Origin of the sequence: Geothrix sp. 21YS21S-2 (assembly GCF_030846775.1) — a bacterium.
GTDB lineage: Bacteria > Acidobacteriota > Holophagae > Holophagales > Holophagaceae > Mesoterricola.
The window spans coordinates 2,722,667-2,736,656 of sequence record NZ_CP132910.1 but is presented as its reverse complement, the minus strand read 5'-3'; the positions used below and the strand labels follow the sequence as shown (position 1 = coordinate 2,736,656).

Sequence of the window (13,990 nt, the reverse complement as noted above, 5' to 3'; positions counted from 1 at the left end):
CTACCTCAGGGACGGGTGGAGGCCTCCAGGAGGTAGACGAAGCTGCGGTAGATGGAGCCGGTGGAGCGGGTCATGCCGATCTCGCAGGTGCGGCTGCTGGAGAGGTGGGCGTCGAAGGCGCCCTTGCGGACCTCGGCGGACTCGTGCTTGGTGGCCGAGGCGGTGAGCTCGGGCACCATGAAGCCGCGGTCGCCGGCGAAGCCGCAGCAGCCGGCATCCTTGGGCACCAGCACCTTCTCGGCGCAGGCCTTGGCGACGCCCTCGAGCTTGGGGGCGAGGGCCATCTTCGTCAGGGAGCACACCGGGTGCAGCACGGCCGAGCCGATCTTGCGCTTGACCTGCAGCTTGGGGAGCAGGACGTCATGGGCGAAGGCCACGGCGTCCAGGATGGTGAGCTTGTCGAACTTCGCCTGGTTCTCGGGGGTGAGGTAGGCGCGGCAGGTGGTCAGGCCGTAGGTGCAGGGGGACGTGTCCACCACCACGGGCAGTTCGCCTTCGTGGCTCCAGGTCCAGAAACGCTCGATGGCCTGGTTCACGGTGAACGTGTGGGCCAGGTCGAAGCCCTTGGAGGAGAAGGGGACCCCGCAGCAGGTGCCGGCGACGTCGGTGGGGATGTGCACGGGCACCCCGGCGCGGGCGGAAACGGCGACGAGGGCCTCGACGAGGCTGATGCTGGTGTCCTCCCCGGGCAGGTGGCCCATGGTGCGGGAGATGCAGGCCGGGAAGTAGATGGCCTGGGCGCCGGCGCGTTGCGTGACCGGAAGCTTGCCCTTGGCCGCCTTGGGCATCTCCGGGCTCCACTGGTGGGCCCAGCCGAAGGCCTTCAGGATCCGGGTGAGCATGGGCATGGCGGCGTTGCCGAAGATGCTCTGCACGATGTGGCCGGAGCGCAGGCCCAGGCGGACTCCGGGCTCGAGGGTGGCGAAGTTGCGGGCCACGGTGAGCGCGAGCTTCTGGGCGCGGGGGGAGTGGCTGGCGCGGCGGAAGCGCTTGGTGAGCTGGCCCGTGTCGATGCCCACGGGGCAGGCGGTGGCGCAAAGGCCGTCCACGGCGCAGGTCTGCAGGGCCATGTAGGGGAAGGCCTCGGTGAGCGAGCCCAGGAGGCCGGGGTTTTCCCGGGTGCCCTCCAGGCGGGCCATTTCGCGGCGCACCACGATGCGCTGGCGGGGGGTGAGGGTGAGCTCGCGGCTGGGGCACTTGGGTTCGCAGTAGCCGCACTCGATGCACTTGTCGACCTCCTCCTCCACCCCGGGCATGGGCTTGAGGTCGGCCAGGTGGCCCTTGGGGTCGGCGGTGAGGATGACGCCGGGGTTGAGGAGCCGCTCGGGGTCCACCAGGGCCTTGAGCTTCTCCATGACGGCCTTGGCCTCGGCGCCCCACTCGGTCTCCACGAAGGGGGCCATGTTGCGCCCGGTGCCGTGCTCGGCCTTGAGGGCGCCGTCGTACTTCTTCACCACCAGCTCCACCACGTCGTCGATGAAGCGGGCGTACCGGTCCACCGCGGCCTGGTCGTTGAAGGACTGCGTGATGACGAAGTGCAGGTTGCCGTCCTTGGCGTGGCCGAAGATGATCGCCTCGTCATAGCCGTGCTTGGCGAAGAGCCTGGTGAGATCCACGGTGGCGTCGGCGAGCTTCTCGATGGGGAAGGCCACGTCCTCGATGATGACGGTGGTGCCGCGCTTGCGCACCGCCCCCACGGAGGGGAAGGTGCCCGAGCGGATCTTCCAGAAGAGGGCCTGCTCCACGGGGTTGTGGGTGAACTTGGCGGGCTCCAGGAGGGTCAGGCCGGCGGTGGCCCCGATGGCCCTGGCCTCCAGGTCGTACCGGGCCGCCTCCTCCTGGCCCTGGAACTCCACCAGCAGGGCCGCGGCGCCCTCGGGCAGGCCCTTGATGGAGGGGGGGATGCCGGCCTGGTTCTCCACGGAGCGAAGGCTGGCGCGGTCCAGCAGTTCGAGGGCCGCGGCGCCCGCGTCCCTCAGGGGCACGATGGCCGCGCATGCGGCGTAGACGTCGGGGAAGATGAGGAAGCCGGTGACCTTCACCGGCAGGTCCGGCACCGTCCTCAGGATCGCCTCGGCGATGAAGGCGAGGGTCCCCTCGGAACCCACCAGCAGGTTGCGGAAGATGTCCACGGGGCGCTGGAAGTCCAGGAAGGCGTTGAGGGAGTAGCCGGTGGTGTTCTTGATCTTGTACTTGGCGCGGATGCGCGTGGCCAGGGGCGCGTTGGCCTCCAGCTCGGCCTTGAGGGCCAGCAGGCCCTCCCACAGGGCGGGTTCCGCGGCCTTGAAGGCCTCGTCCGCATCGGGGCGGGCGGTGTCGATCACCGTGCCCGAGGGCAGGACGAAGGTGAGGGAGTCCAGGGTGTGGTAGGCGTTCTGGGCGACGCCGCAGCACATGCCGCTGGAGTTGTTGGAGAGGATGCCGCCCACCGTGCAGGTGTTGATGGAGGCGGGATCGGGGCCCATCTTGGACTTGAACCGGCCCAGGGCCAGGTTCACGTGGGCGCCGATGACGCCGGGCTGGACCTTGACCTTGGCGCCGCCCTCGAGCACCTCGATGCCGCGCCAGTTGCGCGCGACCTCGACGAGAATGCCGTCGGAGACCGACTGGCCGGAAAGGCTCGTGCCCGCCGCCCGGAAGGTCATGGGCATGCGGAGCGCGTGGCTGGCCCGGAAGAGGCCCTTGACCTCCTCGACGTTGCCGGCGAATACGACGGCCTTGGGGATCAGCCGGTAGAAGCTCGCGTCGGAGGCGAAGGCGATGAGGTCCACGGGGCGGTCCAGGACACGGTCCTGGCCCACGATGGCTGCGAGGGAATCCCGGAGGGTGGCGGCGTTGGTCATTGTACTGTCCTCGGGCCCTGGCGGCCCTGAAAAGGGTCCCGCCAGCGGGAGGCTGGCAGGACCCGGTCGTGCGGAAACGAACTCGTCCTACTTGACGGGCGTCGCGACGGGAGCTGCCACGGCGGGAGCCGGGGCGGCGACGGTGACGACGGGAGCCGGCGCCGGGGCGGTGGGCATCCAGCTGGAGGGGAGCACCTTGGCGTAGAGCATGATCACGATGCCCACGAGGGCCGCCAGCACGATGCTGTGCCAGAAGACGTAGCGGAGGATCGTGCCTTCCTGGCCTTCCTGGTGGGTGGCGACGGAAGCCACGACGAGGCTCTGGGCGTCGATCATCTTGCCCATGACGCCGCCGCAGGTGTTGGCCGCGGCCGTGAGCATCGGGTTGAGGCCCAGCTGCTGCGCGGTGATCTTCTGCAGGCCGCCGAAGAGCACGTTGGAGGAGGTGTCGGAACCGGTGAGGGCCACGCCCAGCCAGCCCAGCATGGCGCTGAAGAAGGGGAAGACGGCGCCCGTGGCGGCGAAGGCCAGGCCCATGGTGGCGTCCAGGCCCGCGGACTTGGTGCAGAAGCCCAGCGCCAGCATGGCGGCGATGGTGAGCAGGGAGATGCGGACGCGCTTGACGGTGTTGCCCCAGATCTTCAGGAGCTGCCAGGGGCCGAAGCCCAGGAGGAGGCCGCCCGCGATGCCGGCCAGCATGAGGCTGGTGCCGGTGGCGGAGAGCCAGTTCAGGGTGTAGACGGCGGCTTCCTTGGCGGGCTTGGCGACGACCGGCGGGGTCTTGGTGACGGCCATGTGGAGCAGGGGCATCGGGTAGTCGAGCTTGGAGATGCCGTAGAGGAAGTTGGGAGCGGCCTTGGTGCCGCCGTTCAGGAAGGTCTTGACCTGGGGGGTGCCCCAGGCGAACACGAACAGGGACAGGAAGACCCAGGGCATCCAGGCCTTGACGACCTTGCCGGTGGACTGGTCGGGGATCTCGGCGTGGGCTTCCTCGCGCTCATGCTCGTAGCGCCAGAGGGTCTTGGGCTGCCAGAACTTGAGGAGGATGACCGTGCAGACCATGGAGATGATGGCGCCGGCGATGTCCACCAGCCAGGGGCCGTGGTAGTTGCTGACGAGGAACTGGCAGACGGCGAAGGAGGCACCGGCGGTGAGGCAGGCGGGCCAGACTTCCATCATGGCTTTGCGGCCGGCCATGGTCCAGATGATCCAGAAGGGCACGACCAGGGAGAAGATGGGCAGGATGCGGCCCGCGGCGGCGCTGAGCAGTTCCAGGGGCAGACCCGTCACGCCGGCGAGGGCGATGAGGGGGGAACCCAGGGCGCCGTAGGCGACGGGGGCCGTGTTGCCGATGAGGGCGAGGCCGGCGGCCTGGAGGGGCCGGAACCCGAGGCCGATGAGCATGGCCGCCGAGATGGCCACCGGGGTGCCGAAGCCCGCGGCGCCTTCGATGAAGGCACCGAAGCTGAAGGCGATGAGCAGGGCCTGGATGCGGCGGTCGGCCGCGATCCCGGCGATGGAGTGCTTCACCACCTCGAAATCACCGGATTTCACGGTGATGTCATAGATGAAGATGGCGTTCAGCACGATCCAGCCGATGGGCAGCAGCCCGTACAGGGCGCCGTTCACCGCGGCCATGCCCGCGAGCTTGGCGGGCATGTGGTAGACGAAGATCGACACCAGGAGCGCGGTGGCGAGGCCCAGAAGGGCCGAAATATGTGCCTTCACGTGCCAGAAGGCCAGCAGGCCCAGGAGCACGAACACGGGCAGGGCGGCCACGAGGGCCGACAAGAAGATGTTGCCCATTACGGGCGAGTACACCTGAGTCCAATTCATTGGACCTCCTTTAGGTGAGGAGTGGGTGGGTTGGAAGAAAGATCAGGGGAGCGAGAAAGACTACCAAAGGTCTGGTGGTCCTACCACCAAATTTTTGGACAACTTCGTCCGGTTTCTAACTTTATTTATTGCAGCAATTCGGTTTGGGTCAAAGATATCGTATTCATGCTTTGGGCCGGTTCCCCGCCCCCTGGGCCTGCTAGGATCGTGGCGAGGTTCCCCGTGGCCATCGAATTCACTCCCGTAAAGACCAAGCGCATATATGAAGAGATCGCCGACCAGATCCAGCAGCTCATATCCGGCGGGGCGCTGAAGCCCGGAGACAAGCTGATGTCCGAACGGGAACTGGCCGACAAGCTCCAGGTGAGCCGCGTATCCGTGCGCGAGGCCATCCGGTCCCTGGAGATGCTGGGGTTCATCGAGATCCGCCACGGCGAGGGCACCTTCATCCGGGATGCGTCGGCCAACGAGGTGATCCGCCCCCTGGCCATGTTCCTGGCGGTGGAACGCGGTTCGCTCCTCGACATGTTCGAGGTGCGGCGCATCTTCGAGACCGCCACTTCTGCGCTGGCCGCGGAACGCGCCACGGACGAGGAGATCGAGCAGATAGGAATGCTCCTTGAAAAGATGAAGGATCGCATCCGGCAGGGAGACTCTGAAAAAGGAGAGGAATATGATGGAGCCTACCACTATGCGGTGGCGGAGGCGACCCATAACAATCTTTTGATCAAACTACTTCGCACCGTCCATGAGGAATGGAGCAAGGCGGTGTCGGCCGGAAGCCAGCAGCTGCTCCTGGACACCCCCAACAACGCCCAGAAGATCATCGACCAGCACACCCGGGTCTTCGAGGCGATCAAGGCCCACGATGCCGAGACGGCCTCCAGGGCCATGCTGGAGCACGTGACCTTCGCCGAGCGCGAGATCCGCAAGCGCCTATAGGTTGTTCACCAGCACGACGACGAGGCGCTTGGGTCCGTGCACCCCGTAGGCCAGGGTCTGCTCGATGTCCGCGGTCTTGCTGGGGCCGGAGATGAGCAGGGAATTGCGGGCGGTGCCCTTGCCCCAGCCGCGGGTCCGCATGGCGGACCAGAGGGTGTCCTCGATGGCCGAGGCCAGGAGCAGGGCGATGTGCACCGGAGGGACCAGGGAGAGGAGGCGCGGCTCCTCGGGGCCGGGTTCAAGCAGCAGGCCGCCGGTCTCCGCCACCCCCGCCAGGGCCGTGGTGAAGCCGGCCGCCACCCCGTCGAATAGGGTCGCCTTGAAGGACTCCACGGGGTCCTGGTAGGGGATCAGCTCCGGGTCCCGGGGCGTCCATGCGGCAGCCAGGGCCTGCCCGGCGGCGCATCGGGGTCCATAGAGCAGGTTGGCGAAGCCCTCGTCCCGGCAGAAGCCCAGCACCACGCCGGGCCACTGGCCCGGAGCGGCCTCCAGGAACTCCGTGTGCACGGCCTCCATGCCCCGGCGAAGCCGGGCCATCCGTTCCGCGGGCGCCCAGGTGCGTCGGGCCAGGACGGCGGTGTCGGGCAGGGGGACGGCCTCTCCGCCCCCACCGGCGCGGAGGCGTTCCAGGATCTCGGCGCGGGCGTCAGCCATGGGGGAGTCCCTCCTCTCGGACGCGTTCCTGCAGGGAGCGCCGGGCGGGCACCGGCTTGGCCCGGGACAGGGTCCAGGCCTTGAGCAGGGGCAGGCCGCCGGGGATCAGGCGGCGGAACCGGGTGGCGCACCAGGCCGCGAGCCGGTAGACCCGGGGCCGGGAGAGCACGGCGGCCCACAGGCGCCAGGCCAGGTCCTCGGTCGCGGTCCGCCCCGTTCCCCGGCCCTCCACGGCGGAGGCGGCGTCCCGGTGGGTGGCCTCCCGCCGGAGGCGGACGATGATCTCGGGGATGGGGATCTCCACCGGGCACACCTCGGCGCACGCGCCGCAGAGGCTCGAGCCGTGCAGCAGTTCATGGCGGACGCCCACCCCCTCCATCTGGGGGGTGAGGATGGTGCCGATGGGGCCGGGGTACACCGCCTGGAAGGCGTGGCCCCCCACCCGCGTGTACACCGGGCAGTGGTTCATGCACGCCCCGCAGCGGATGCAGCGCAGGGTCGCGCGAAGCTGGGGATCGGCGTAGATGCGGGAGCGGCCGTTGTCCAGGATCACCAGGTGCACCTCCCGGGGGCCGTCCAGCTCCCCGGGGCCCCGGGGACCGCGGATGAGGTTGAGGTAGGTGCTCACGGCCTGGCCCGTCGCCGAGCGCGTGAGGAGGGCGTAGAGGGGCGCCACGTCCTCCAGGGTCTCCACCACCTTCTCAAGGCCCATGACGGCGATGTGCAGGGGCGGCACGTGGGTGCTCATGCGCCCGTTGCCCTCGTTCTCCACGAGGCAGAGGGTCCCGGTGTCCGCCACGGCGAAATTCACGCCGGAGAGCCCTGCGTCGGCCTCGAAGAACTTCCGGCGCAGCACCTTGCGCGCCAGGGCGGTGAGCTCGTCCACGTCCTCGGTGTACTTCGCGTCCTTGATCTTCTGGCTGAACTGCCGGGCGATCTGCGTCTTGTTCTTGTGGATGGCCGGCATGATGATGTGGCTCGGCGTCTCCTGGTCCAGCTGGATGATGTACTCCCCCAGGTCCGATTCCAGGGCCTCCACGCCATGGGCCTCCAGGAAGTGGTTGAGCCCCATCTCCTCCGACACCATGGATTTGCCCTTGACCAGCCGGGTGGCCCCCCGGGCCTGCAGCAGCCCCAGGATCAGCTCGTTGCCCTCTTCGCAGGTGCGGGCCCAGTGCACCTGGATCCCGTTGCGCAGGCAGCTGGCCTCCAGCTGCTCCAGCAGTGCGGGCAGCTTCAGCAGGCTCCGGGCGCGGATGGCCGTGCCCAGGTGGCGCATGGCCTGGAAGTCCTCGGGGTCGGGGAACTGTGCGGCCCGCTTGGCCATGAGGCCGTCCATGGCCCGGCGGAAGTTGGCCCGGATCTGGGGGTCGCCCAGGGCCTGGGCGGCGGATTCCCGGAAGCCCGTCTCAGCGTGCATGGGTGCGCTCCCAGAGGAATTCGGCGATGTGCTGGACCCGGAGGGCCTCGCCCTTGGCCTCCAGGGCGCCCTGGACGTTGAGGAGGCATCCGCCGTCCGTGCTGAGCACCCGGCTGGCCCCCGTGGCCACCGCGTCGTCGGCCTTGTCGCAGGCCATGGACCCCGAGATCTCCGGATGCCGCACGGCGAAGGTGCCCCCGAAGCCGCAGCACTCCCGCTCCCGCCCCAGGGGCGCCAGCTCCACGTTGGCCAGCTGGCCGAGAAGGGACTGGGGCTGGCCCTCGAGGCCCAGGTCCCGCAGGGCGTGGCAGGAGCTGTGCCAGGTGACCTTCACCGGCTCCCCGAGGTCCTCGAGCCGGACGTCCAGAACATCCACCAGGAACTGCGTGAGCTCGAAGACGCGCCCGCTGAAGGCCCGGACCCGGGCCTCGTCGGGCTCGCCGTGGAAGAGCTCCGGGTAGTGGTTCCGCATCATGCCCGCGCAGCTTCCGGAAGGGAGCACGACGGGGATGTCCAGGGGGAAGAGGGCCACCTGGCCCCGGGCCACCGCCCGCGCCTCCTCCCGGTAGCCGCAGTTGAAGGCCGGCTGCCCGCAGCAGGTCTGCCCCTCCGGGAACAGCACCTCCACGCCCGCGCGGCGCAGCAGCCGGATCCCGGCCATGCCCGCTTCCGGATAGAACAGGTCCACCAGACAGGTGCCGTAGAAGTACACGCGCTCGGGCTGCATGGGATCCCTCCGGCCGAACCAAGGTGGCCCAGCTTAACCCGGAAGGGAGCCGGTGGCGAGACGGCATCTCAAGACCTGGAATCGTGAAGCTGATCCAAGGCCTCCCGGGCGGCCAATTCATAGAACTCCTCCAGCTTGGCGCGGAGGAGGCCCTTGTCCGGAAGCTGGGTCTGGTAGTCCGCTATGAGGGCCGGGCTGAGGGTGCGGCTGAGGGAATATTCCACCACGTCGGCATTCCGGTCCTTGCAAAGGAGCACGCCGATGCTGGGAGCCTCGTGGGGCTTGCGGTGGTCCCGGTCGAGGGCCTCCAGGTAGAAGGAGAGCTGCCCGAGGTGGCCCGGCTCGAACCCGCCGATCTTCAGTTCGAAGGCCACCAGGGCCTGAAGACCCCGGTGGAAGCACAGGAGGTCGAGGCGGAAGTCGACGCCACCCACCTGGAGGAGGTAGTCGCTGCCCACGAAACAGAAGTCCCGGCCCAGTTCCAGGAGGAAGTCCTTGAGATGCTGAACGAGGCCCCGCTGCAGGTCCTTCTCGGAGTGGTTTTCCGGGAGGTCCAGGAAATCCACCAGATAGCTGTCCTTGAAGATGGCGGCCGCTTCGGGGCGAAGTTCTCGCAGCGGAGGTGAGAGATTGGGACCGGTTGCAAGGACCCTCTCGAACAGGGCGCCCTGGATTTGGCGTTCCAGTTCACGGGTGCCCCAGTGCTCCCTCACTGCCATATTGAGGTAGAACCCCTTTTCTTCAATGGATTTGCACTTGCTGAAAACAATCAGATTGTGTGTCCACGACAATTCTCGCAGCAGTGCCGCGAGTTTCTCATCCTCCGCATAGGTCTCGTAGAATTGCCGCATCCTCCACAGATTCGAGGCCGAAAACCCGCGGAGCCCGGGTTCCCGGTGGAGGAGCCAATCCGCGAGGGCGGCCACGGTGGTTTTCCCCCACCCATCGGCGCGGATCTTCCCGCTGAGGTACCGCCCAATCCCCCAATGGAGGTCCACCAGGGCCGCGTTGACCGCCTGGAGGGCGCGCCTGCGCGACTGCCGGATGAGGTCGAGGATGGGGCTGAAGTGCTGGGCGGTGGCGATGCCGGAATCGGCGGTGGATCGGGGAGTCGGCGGGTTCTTCATTCGGGCACGATGCCATGGAGCGAAGGCCGCTAAAACGCTAAGTTTTTCATAGGTGCATACATGAAAAATACGGCTCTGTATATTCAAAAATTCTTGAGCCTAAGGAGCCCGGATGGCCATCGGGCGCTCCGGAAGGCGATTCGGCGAGGTCCCTTGCCCGCGCCGCCTCCCGGCTGTACCAATGGGGCTTCGGAGGCCTCCCCCATGTCCCAGCCCGGTCAGGATCTCAACAAGCTCGTGGCCGAGCTCAACCAGGGCCTGGAGTCCCCGGACCTGGAGCTGCGGCGCGAGGAGGCCGGGCCCTCGCCGGAGCTGGACGCCATGCTGCGGCAGGCCCGCTCCCGCGGGGCTTCGGACCTGCTGCTGGTGGCGGGGGCGCCGGTGGCGTTCCGCGTGGACGGGCGGATGGAGCGGGACCCGGGCGCGGCGCTGGAGGGGGACCAGATCCGGCGCCTCCTGGTGCCGCTGCTCACTTCCCCGCAGCAGAAGGAGCTGGAACGGAACCGGTCCGTGGACTTCTGCTTCACCTGGAAGGGCACCGGGAGGTTCCGGGTGAACGTCCACTACCAGCGGGGGACGGTGGCGGGGAGCCTGCGGCTGCTGCCCCTGAAGGTCCCGACCCTCCAGTCCCTGAACCTCCCGCCGGGGCTGCGGAGGCTGGCCGAGGGCCGCCAGGGGCTGGTGCTGGTCACCGGCGCCACCGGCTCGGGCAAGAGCTCGACCCTCGCCGCGCTCCTGGACATCGTCAACGCCGAGCGCCAGGACCACATCGTGACCATCGAGGACCCGGTGGAATACGTGCACCCCAGCCGGAAGTCCATCGTGGAGCACATCGAGGTCGGCCCGGACGCGCCGGACTTCGCCTCGTCCATCCGCAGCATCGTGCGCCAGAGCCCGGACGTGATCCTGGTGGGCGAGATGCGGGACCCGGAAACCATCCAGACCGTCCTCACCGCGGCCGAGACCGGGCACCTGGTGTTCTCCACCCTCCACACCAACGACGCCTCCCAGGCGGTGAGCCGCATCCTGGACTCCTTCCCCATGAGCAACCAGCCCCAGATCCGCCAGCAGCTCTCCCTCGCCCTCTCGGCCATCGTGGCCCAGCAGCTGGTACCCTCGCGCACCGGGGCCATGATGCCCGCCCTGGAGATCCTCCACGCCACCCACGCCGTGCGCAACACCATCCGCAAGGGCGATGACCACCAGCTCTACACCCTGATCTCCACGGGGCGCGCCGACGGCATGACCACGATGGAGCAGAGCCTGGCCGAGATGGCCAAGGCCGGGCGCATCTCGGAGGAGACGGCGCTGGCCCGCTGCTTCCGGCCTTCCGAGATCAGGCGCTACCTGGGCTGAAGGGTCTGGGGGTCCCGCAGCGGGAGCTCGGTGAAGGGGAGCGGCGCCACGTCGCGCAGGGCGCCGGGATGGTCGGGGTCCCCGGGCAGGACCTCGCCGGCCTTGCCCACCACCAGGACCACGAGCCGGTCCAGGTCGAGGTACTTCCGGGCGCAGCGCTGCACGTCGGCGGGGGTCACGGCCTGGATCTTCTCCCGGAAGTCCGCCCACCAGTCCTCGGGCCAGCCCTGCAGGGCCTCCTCGGCGAACCGGGTGACGATGGCCTGCCGTCCGGGCCACTGGCTGGGGAAGGATTCGATGATGCCCTGCTGGATGACCTTGAGTTCGTCAACGGGGGCCGCCGTCTCCTTGAGCTTATGCATCTCCGCCAGGGCCAGGCGCAGGGCGTAGGCCACGGAGCGGTTCTTGGTCTGCATGCGGCCCACGATGTCTCCGCGCCAGTAGGGGCCCGGGCCCAGGCTCGAATAGACGCCGTAGGTCAGGCCCTCGTTGGAGCGGATGGTCTTCATGAGGCGGCTGGTGAAGCCGGGGCCTCCCAGGAGCTGGTTCATGACGTAGGCGGCGTGCCAGTCCGGGTCGCTGCGGCGCAGGCCGGGCATGGCCCAGGTGACCATGGCCTGGGGCGCGTCCTTGGCGGTGAAATAGATGCCGGGCTTGCGGGCGAAGGTGGAGGGCGGGACCTTGGCGGCCGCCCCGGGACCCGGCTTCAGGGCGCCCAGGGCGCGGTCCAGCCTGGCCAGCATCGCCTTGCGCTCGAAGGATCCCGACACGGTCACCACCAGGTTCGCGGGGTCCAGGACACGGGTGTGGAAGGCCTTGAGGTCCTCCCGGGTGAGGGCGTCCAGGCTCGCGGAGGTGGGCTCCCGGGAGGCGAAGTGGTCCTCCCCGTGCAGGAGGAAGTTGAACTGGTAGGAGGCGATGGAGGTGACGGCGTCGTTGCGCCGGCTCACGGCCTGGCGGGCCTGGCGCTTGGCCAGGTCCAGGCGGTCCTGGGCGAAGGCGGGGGCGGTGAGGGACTGCAGGAGGAGCTCCAGGCCGGCGTCCAGGTCCTTGTCGAGCACCTGGAGGGAGAGGCTGCCGGTGGTCTCTCCGCAGGCGGAGGTGAGGGTGGCGGCCATGGCCTCCAGGCGGTCCTCGAGCTGCGCGGCCTCCAGCGCGGCGCTCCCGCCCTGCACGAGCTGGGATCCGAAGAGCTTGGCCAGGCCCTCCCGGCCCCGGGGATCCAGGTACGCGCCGCCCCGCCAGGCCACGGAGACCCGCACCAGGGGCGTGCCCTCCCTGCCGGCGGGGGCCAGGTAGACGGGGATGCCGTTCCTCAGCCTGGCCTTGAGTTCCCTGGCCAGGGGCGTGCGGAAGACGATGGGGGCGAACTCCAGCTTCTCGGGGCGGGAGGGGATGGCCTGCGCCGACAGGGCGGTCGCCGTCACGAGGGCCAGGGCGATCCGGGCGTTCATCACTTCACCTCCGCGTTCTGGGTCCGGGGCCTGGCGTCGCCCGCCTTGCGGTGGGTGATCAGCACGTTGCGGGCGTTGGGGGTGAGGTACTGCCTGGCCACACGCTGCACGTCCTCGACGGTGACGGCCTGGATGCGGCCGGGGGCCTCCTGGAAGTCCTGCACCGTGCCCACGGCGAGCGCCTGGGCCAGGGTCTCCCGGATGCCGGAGTTGGTCTCCAGGCGCGTGTAGAAGCCCACCTGGGTCGCGTTCTTGAAGCGCTGCAGCTCGCCGGGCGTGACGCCGTCCCGGGCGATGCGCTCGACCTCGGCGTGGAGCAGGGGCTCCAGTTCCTCAGGTGTGTGGCCGGGGCCGGGGGTGGCCCGCAGGGCGAAGGTGCCGCCGTACTTCTCCCCGTGGAAGGCGGCGCTGGCGCCGGTGGCGACCTTGCGTTCCAGCACCAGGGCCTTGTGGAGGCGGCCGGTGGGGACCCGGGCGGAGCCCGGGCCGGGGCGTCCGCCGTACACCTGCGCGCCGCCCAGGATCCCGCCCAGTGCGGCGAAGGCCGCGGCGTCCCGGTGCACGGCGGAGACGGTCTTGTACTCCACCTGGATGGAGGGGGTCGTCTCCACGTCGGCGATCATGCGCTGCTCGGCGGGCTGGGGCGGCTCGAGGGTGGTGACCTCGGGGACCGGGTTCCGGCCCGCGGGAATGCGGCCCAGGTACCGCTCGGCCATGGCCGCGGCCTTCTCCGCGTCGAAGTCCCCCACCAGCACGGCGGTGAGGTTGCCGGGGGCGTAGTAGGTGGCGAAGAACTCGTTGGCCTGCTCCCGGGTCACCTGGGCGATGTCGCTGGGCCAGCCGATGACCTCCCAGGTGTAGGGGTGGGCCATCCAGGTCATGGCGTTGAAGGCCTCGCCGACGAGGCCGCCGGGGCGGCTCTCCAGGGTCTGGCGGCGCTCCTCGAGGATCACGTCCCGCTCGCTGTAGAACTCCCGGAACACGGGGTTGGCGATGCGGTCGGACTCGATCCACATCCACAACTCCAGCTTGTTGGAGGGGAGCCCCACGATGTAGAAGGTGCGGTCCTGGCTGGTGCTGGCGTTGATGCCGGTGGCGCCGGCCTGGGTGTAGATCTGGTCCATCTCGTCCTTGACCACCAGGGCGCGCTGCTCCCGGACCAGCGCCTCGTACTCCTCGATCAGCTTGGCCAGCCGGGGCGTGCGGGCCCGCGGATCCATCATGTCGGGGATGGCGCCGCGCCGCTGCTGCTCGCGCAGCAGGCTCATCTCGGCGCGCATCCGCGCCTGCACCCGGTCCTGGAGGTCGTTGAGCTCCGCGTCCCGCCTGGCGTCGCGGGTGCCCAGCGTCTTCGACCCCTTGAACATCATGTGCTCGAACAGGTGGGCCAGGCCCGTGATGCCGGGGCGCTCGTTGGCGGAGCCCACGCGGGCCATCCAGCCGAAGGCGATGGTGGGCTGATCGTGGCGCTCGACCATCACCAGTCGCATGCCGTTGGCGAGGGTCCGCTCCACGATGGGCAGCTGCTGGGCGGGGAGGGAGCTGGCTAGGACCGCGGCCAGCGCGCTGACAAGGACCTTGGAGACGGCCATGGGACCTCCGGTCGGATCGGGATTGCGGGGAAGCAGGGA

General features: G+C 69.1%; 10 protein-coding genes. 2 read left to right on the top strand and 8 right to left on the bottom strand.

Annotated elements, in window-relative coordinates; translation table 11 throughout:
• Nucleotides 1–5 precede the first annotated feature (5 nt).
• Both RAH40_RS11945 and RAH40_RS11940 read right to left on the bottom strand, forming a co-directional pair.
• Nucleotides 6–2,843, bottom strand: coding sequence for an FAD-binding and (Fe-S)-binding domain-containing protein (locus tag RAH40_RS11945; protein ID WP_306597763.1), 2,838 nt, complete (start codon nt 2,841–2,843; stop codon nt 6–8).
• An 87-nt stretch (nt 2,844–2,930) separates the two neighbouring features.
• A complete protein-coding gene (locus tag RAH40_RS11940) occupies nt 2,931–4,679 on the bottom strand; it encodes an L-lactate permease (RefSeq protein WP_306597762.1) in 1,749 nt (582 codons plus the stop codon).
• 222 nt (nt 4,680–4,901) lie between these two features.
• Between RAH40_RS11940 and RAH40_RS11935 the strand changes: the two genes are divergently transcribed.
• Nucleotides 4,902–5,621 carry a FadR/GntR family transcriptional regulator gene (locus tag RAH40_RS11935; protein WP_306597760.1) on the top strand — a complete coding sequence of 240 codons (720 nt, stop codon included), beginning with the start codon at nt 4,902–4,904 and terminating at the stop codon, nt 5,619–5,621.
• Here the strand turns inward: RAH40_RS11935 and RAH40_RS11930 are convergent.
• From RAH40_RS11930 to RAH40_RS11915, 4 genes are all read right to left on the bottom strand, one after another.
• Entirely contained in the window at nt 5,616–6,275 is a 660-nt protein-coding gene (locus tag RAH40_RS11930) for an LUD domain-containing protein (protein ID WP_306597759.1), read from the bottom strand. The two genes, RAH40_RS11935 and RAH40_RS11930, sit on opposite strands and share 6 nt — an antisense overlap.
• Complete coding sequence (locus RAH40_RS11925) at nt 6,268–7,695, bottom strand: LutB/LldF family L-lactate oxidation iron-sulfur protein (RefSeq protein ID WP_306597758.1); 1,428 nt, start codon at nt 7,693–7,695, stop codon at nt 6,268–6,270. The genes RAH40_RS11930 and RAH40_RS11925 overlap by 8 nt, the downstream gene beginning before the upstream one ends.
• Nucleotides 7,685–8,422, bottom strand: coding sequence for a (Fe-S)-binding protein (locus tag RAH40_RS11920; protein WP_306597756.1), 738 nt, complete (start codon nt 8,420–8,422; stop codon nt 7,685–7,687). Before RAH40_RS11920 ends, RAH40_RS11925 begins: the two co-directional genes overlap by 11 nt.
• Nucleotides 8,423–8,490: 68 nt before the next feature.
• On the bottom strand, nt 8,491–9,549 hold the full coding sequence (locus tag RAH40_RS11915; protein WP_306597755.1) for a YhcG family protein: 1,059 nt from the start codon (nt 9,547–9,549) through the stop codon (nt 8,491–8,493).
• A gap of 204 nt (nt 9,550–9,753) precedes the next feature.
• Here RAH40_RS11915 and RAH40_RS11910 point away from each other — a divergent pair, with 204 nt between their 5' ends.
• Entirely contained in the window at nt 9,754–10,905 is a 1,152-nt protein-coding gene (locus RAH40_RS11910) for a type IV pilus twitching motility protein PilT (RefSeq protein WP_306597754.1), read from the top strand.
• On the opposite strand, the gene RAH40_RS11905 is transcribed toward RAH40_RS11910, so the two are convergent.
• Nucleotides 10,893–12,359: a pitrilysin family protein gene (locus RAH40_RS11905; RefSeq protein WP_306597753.1), complete on the bottom strand. Its 1,467-nt coding sequence runs from the start codon at nt 12,357–12,359 to the stop codon at nt 10,893–10,895. The genes RAH40_RS11910 and RAH40_RS11905 overlap by 13 nt on opposite strands.
• Nucleotides 12,359–13,951: a pitrilysin family protein gene (locus RAH40_RS11900; RefSeq protein ID WP_306597752.1), complete on the bottom strand. Its 1,593-nt coding sequence runs from the start codon at nt 13,949–13,951 to the stop codon at nt 12,359–12,361. Before RAH40_RS11900 ends, RAH40_RS11905 begins: the two co-directional genes overlap by 1 nt.
• Nucleotides 13,952–13,990: the final 39 nt, after the last annotated feature.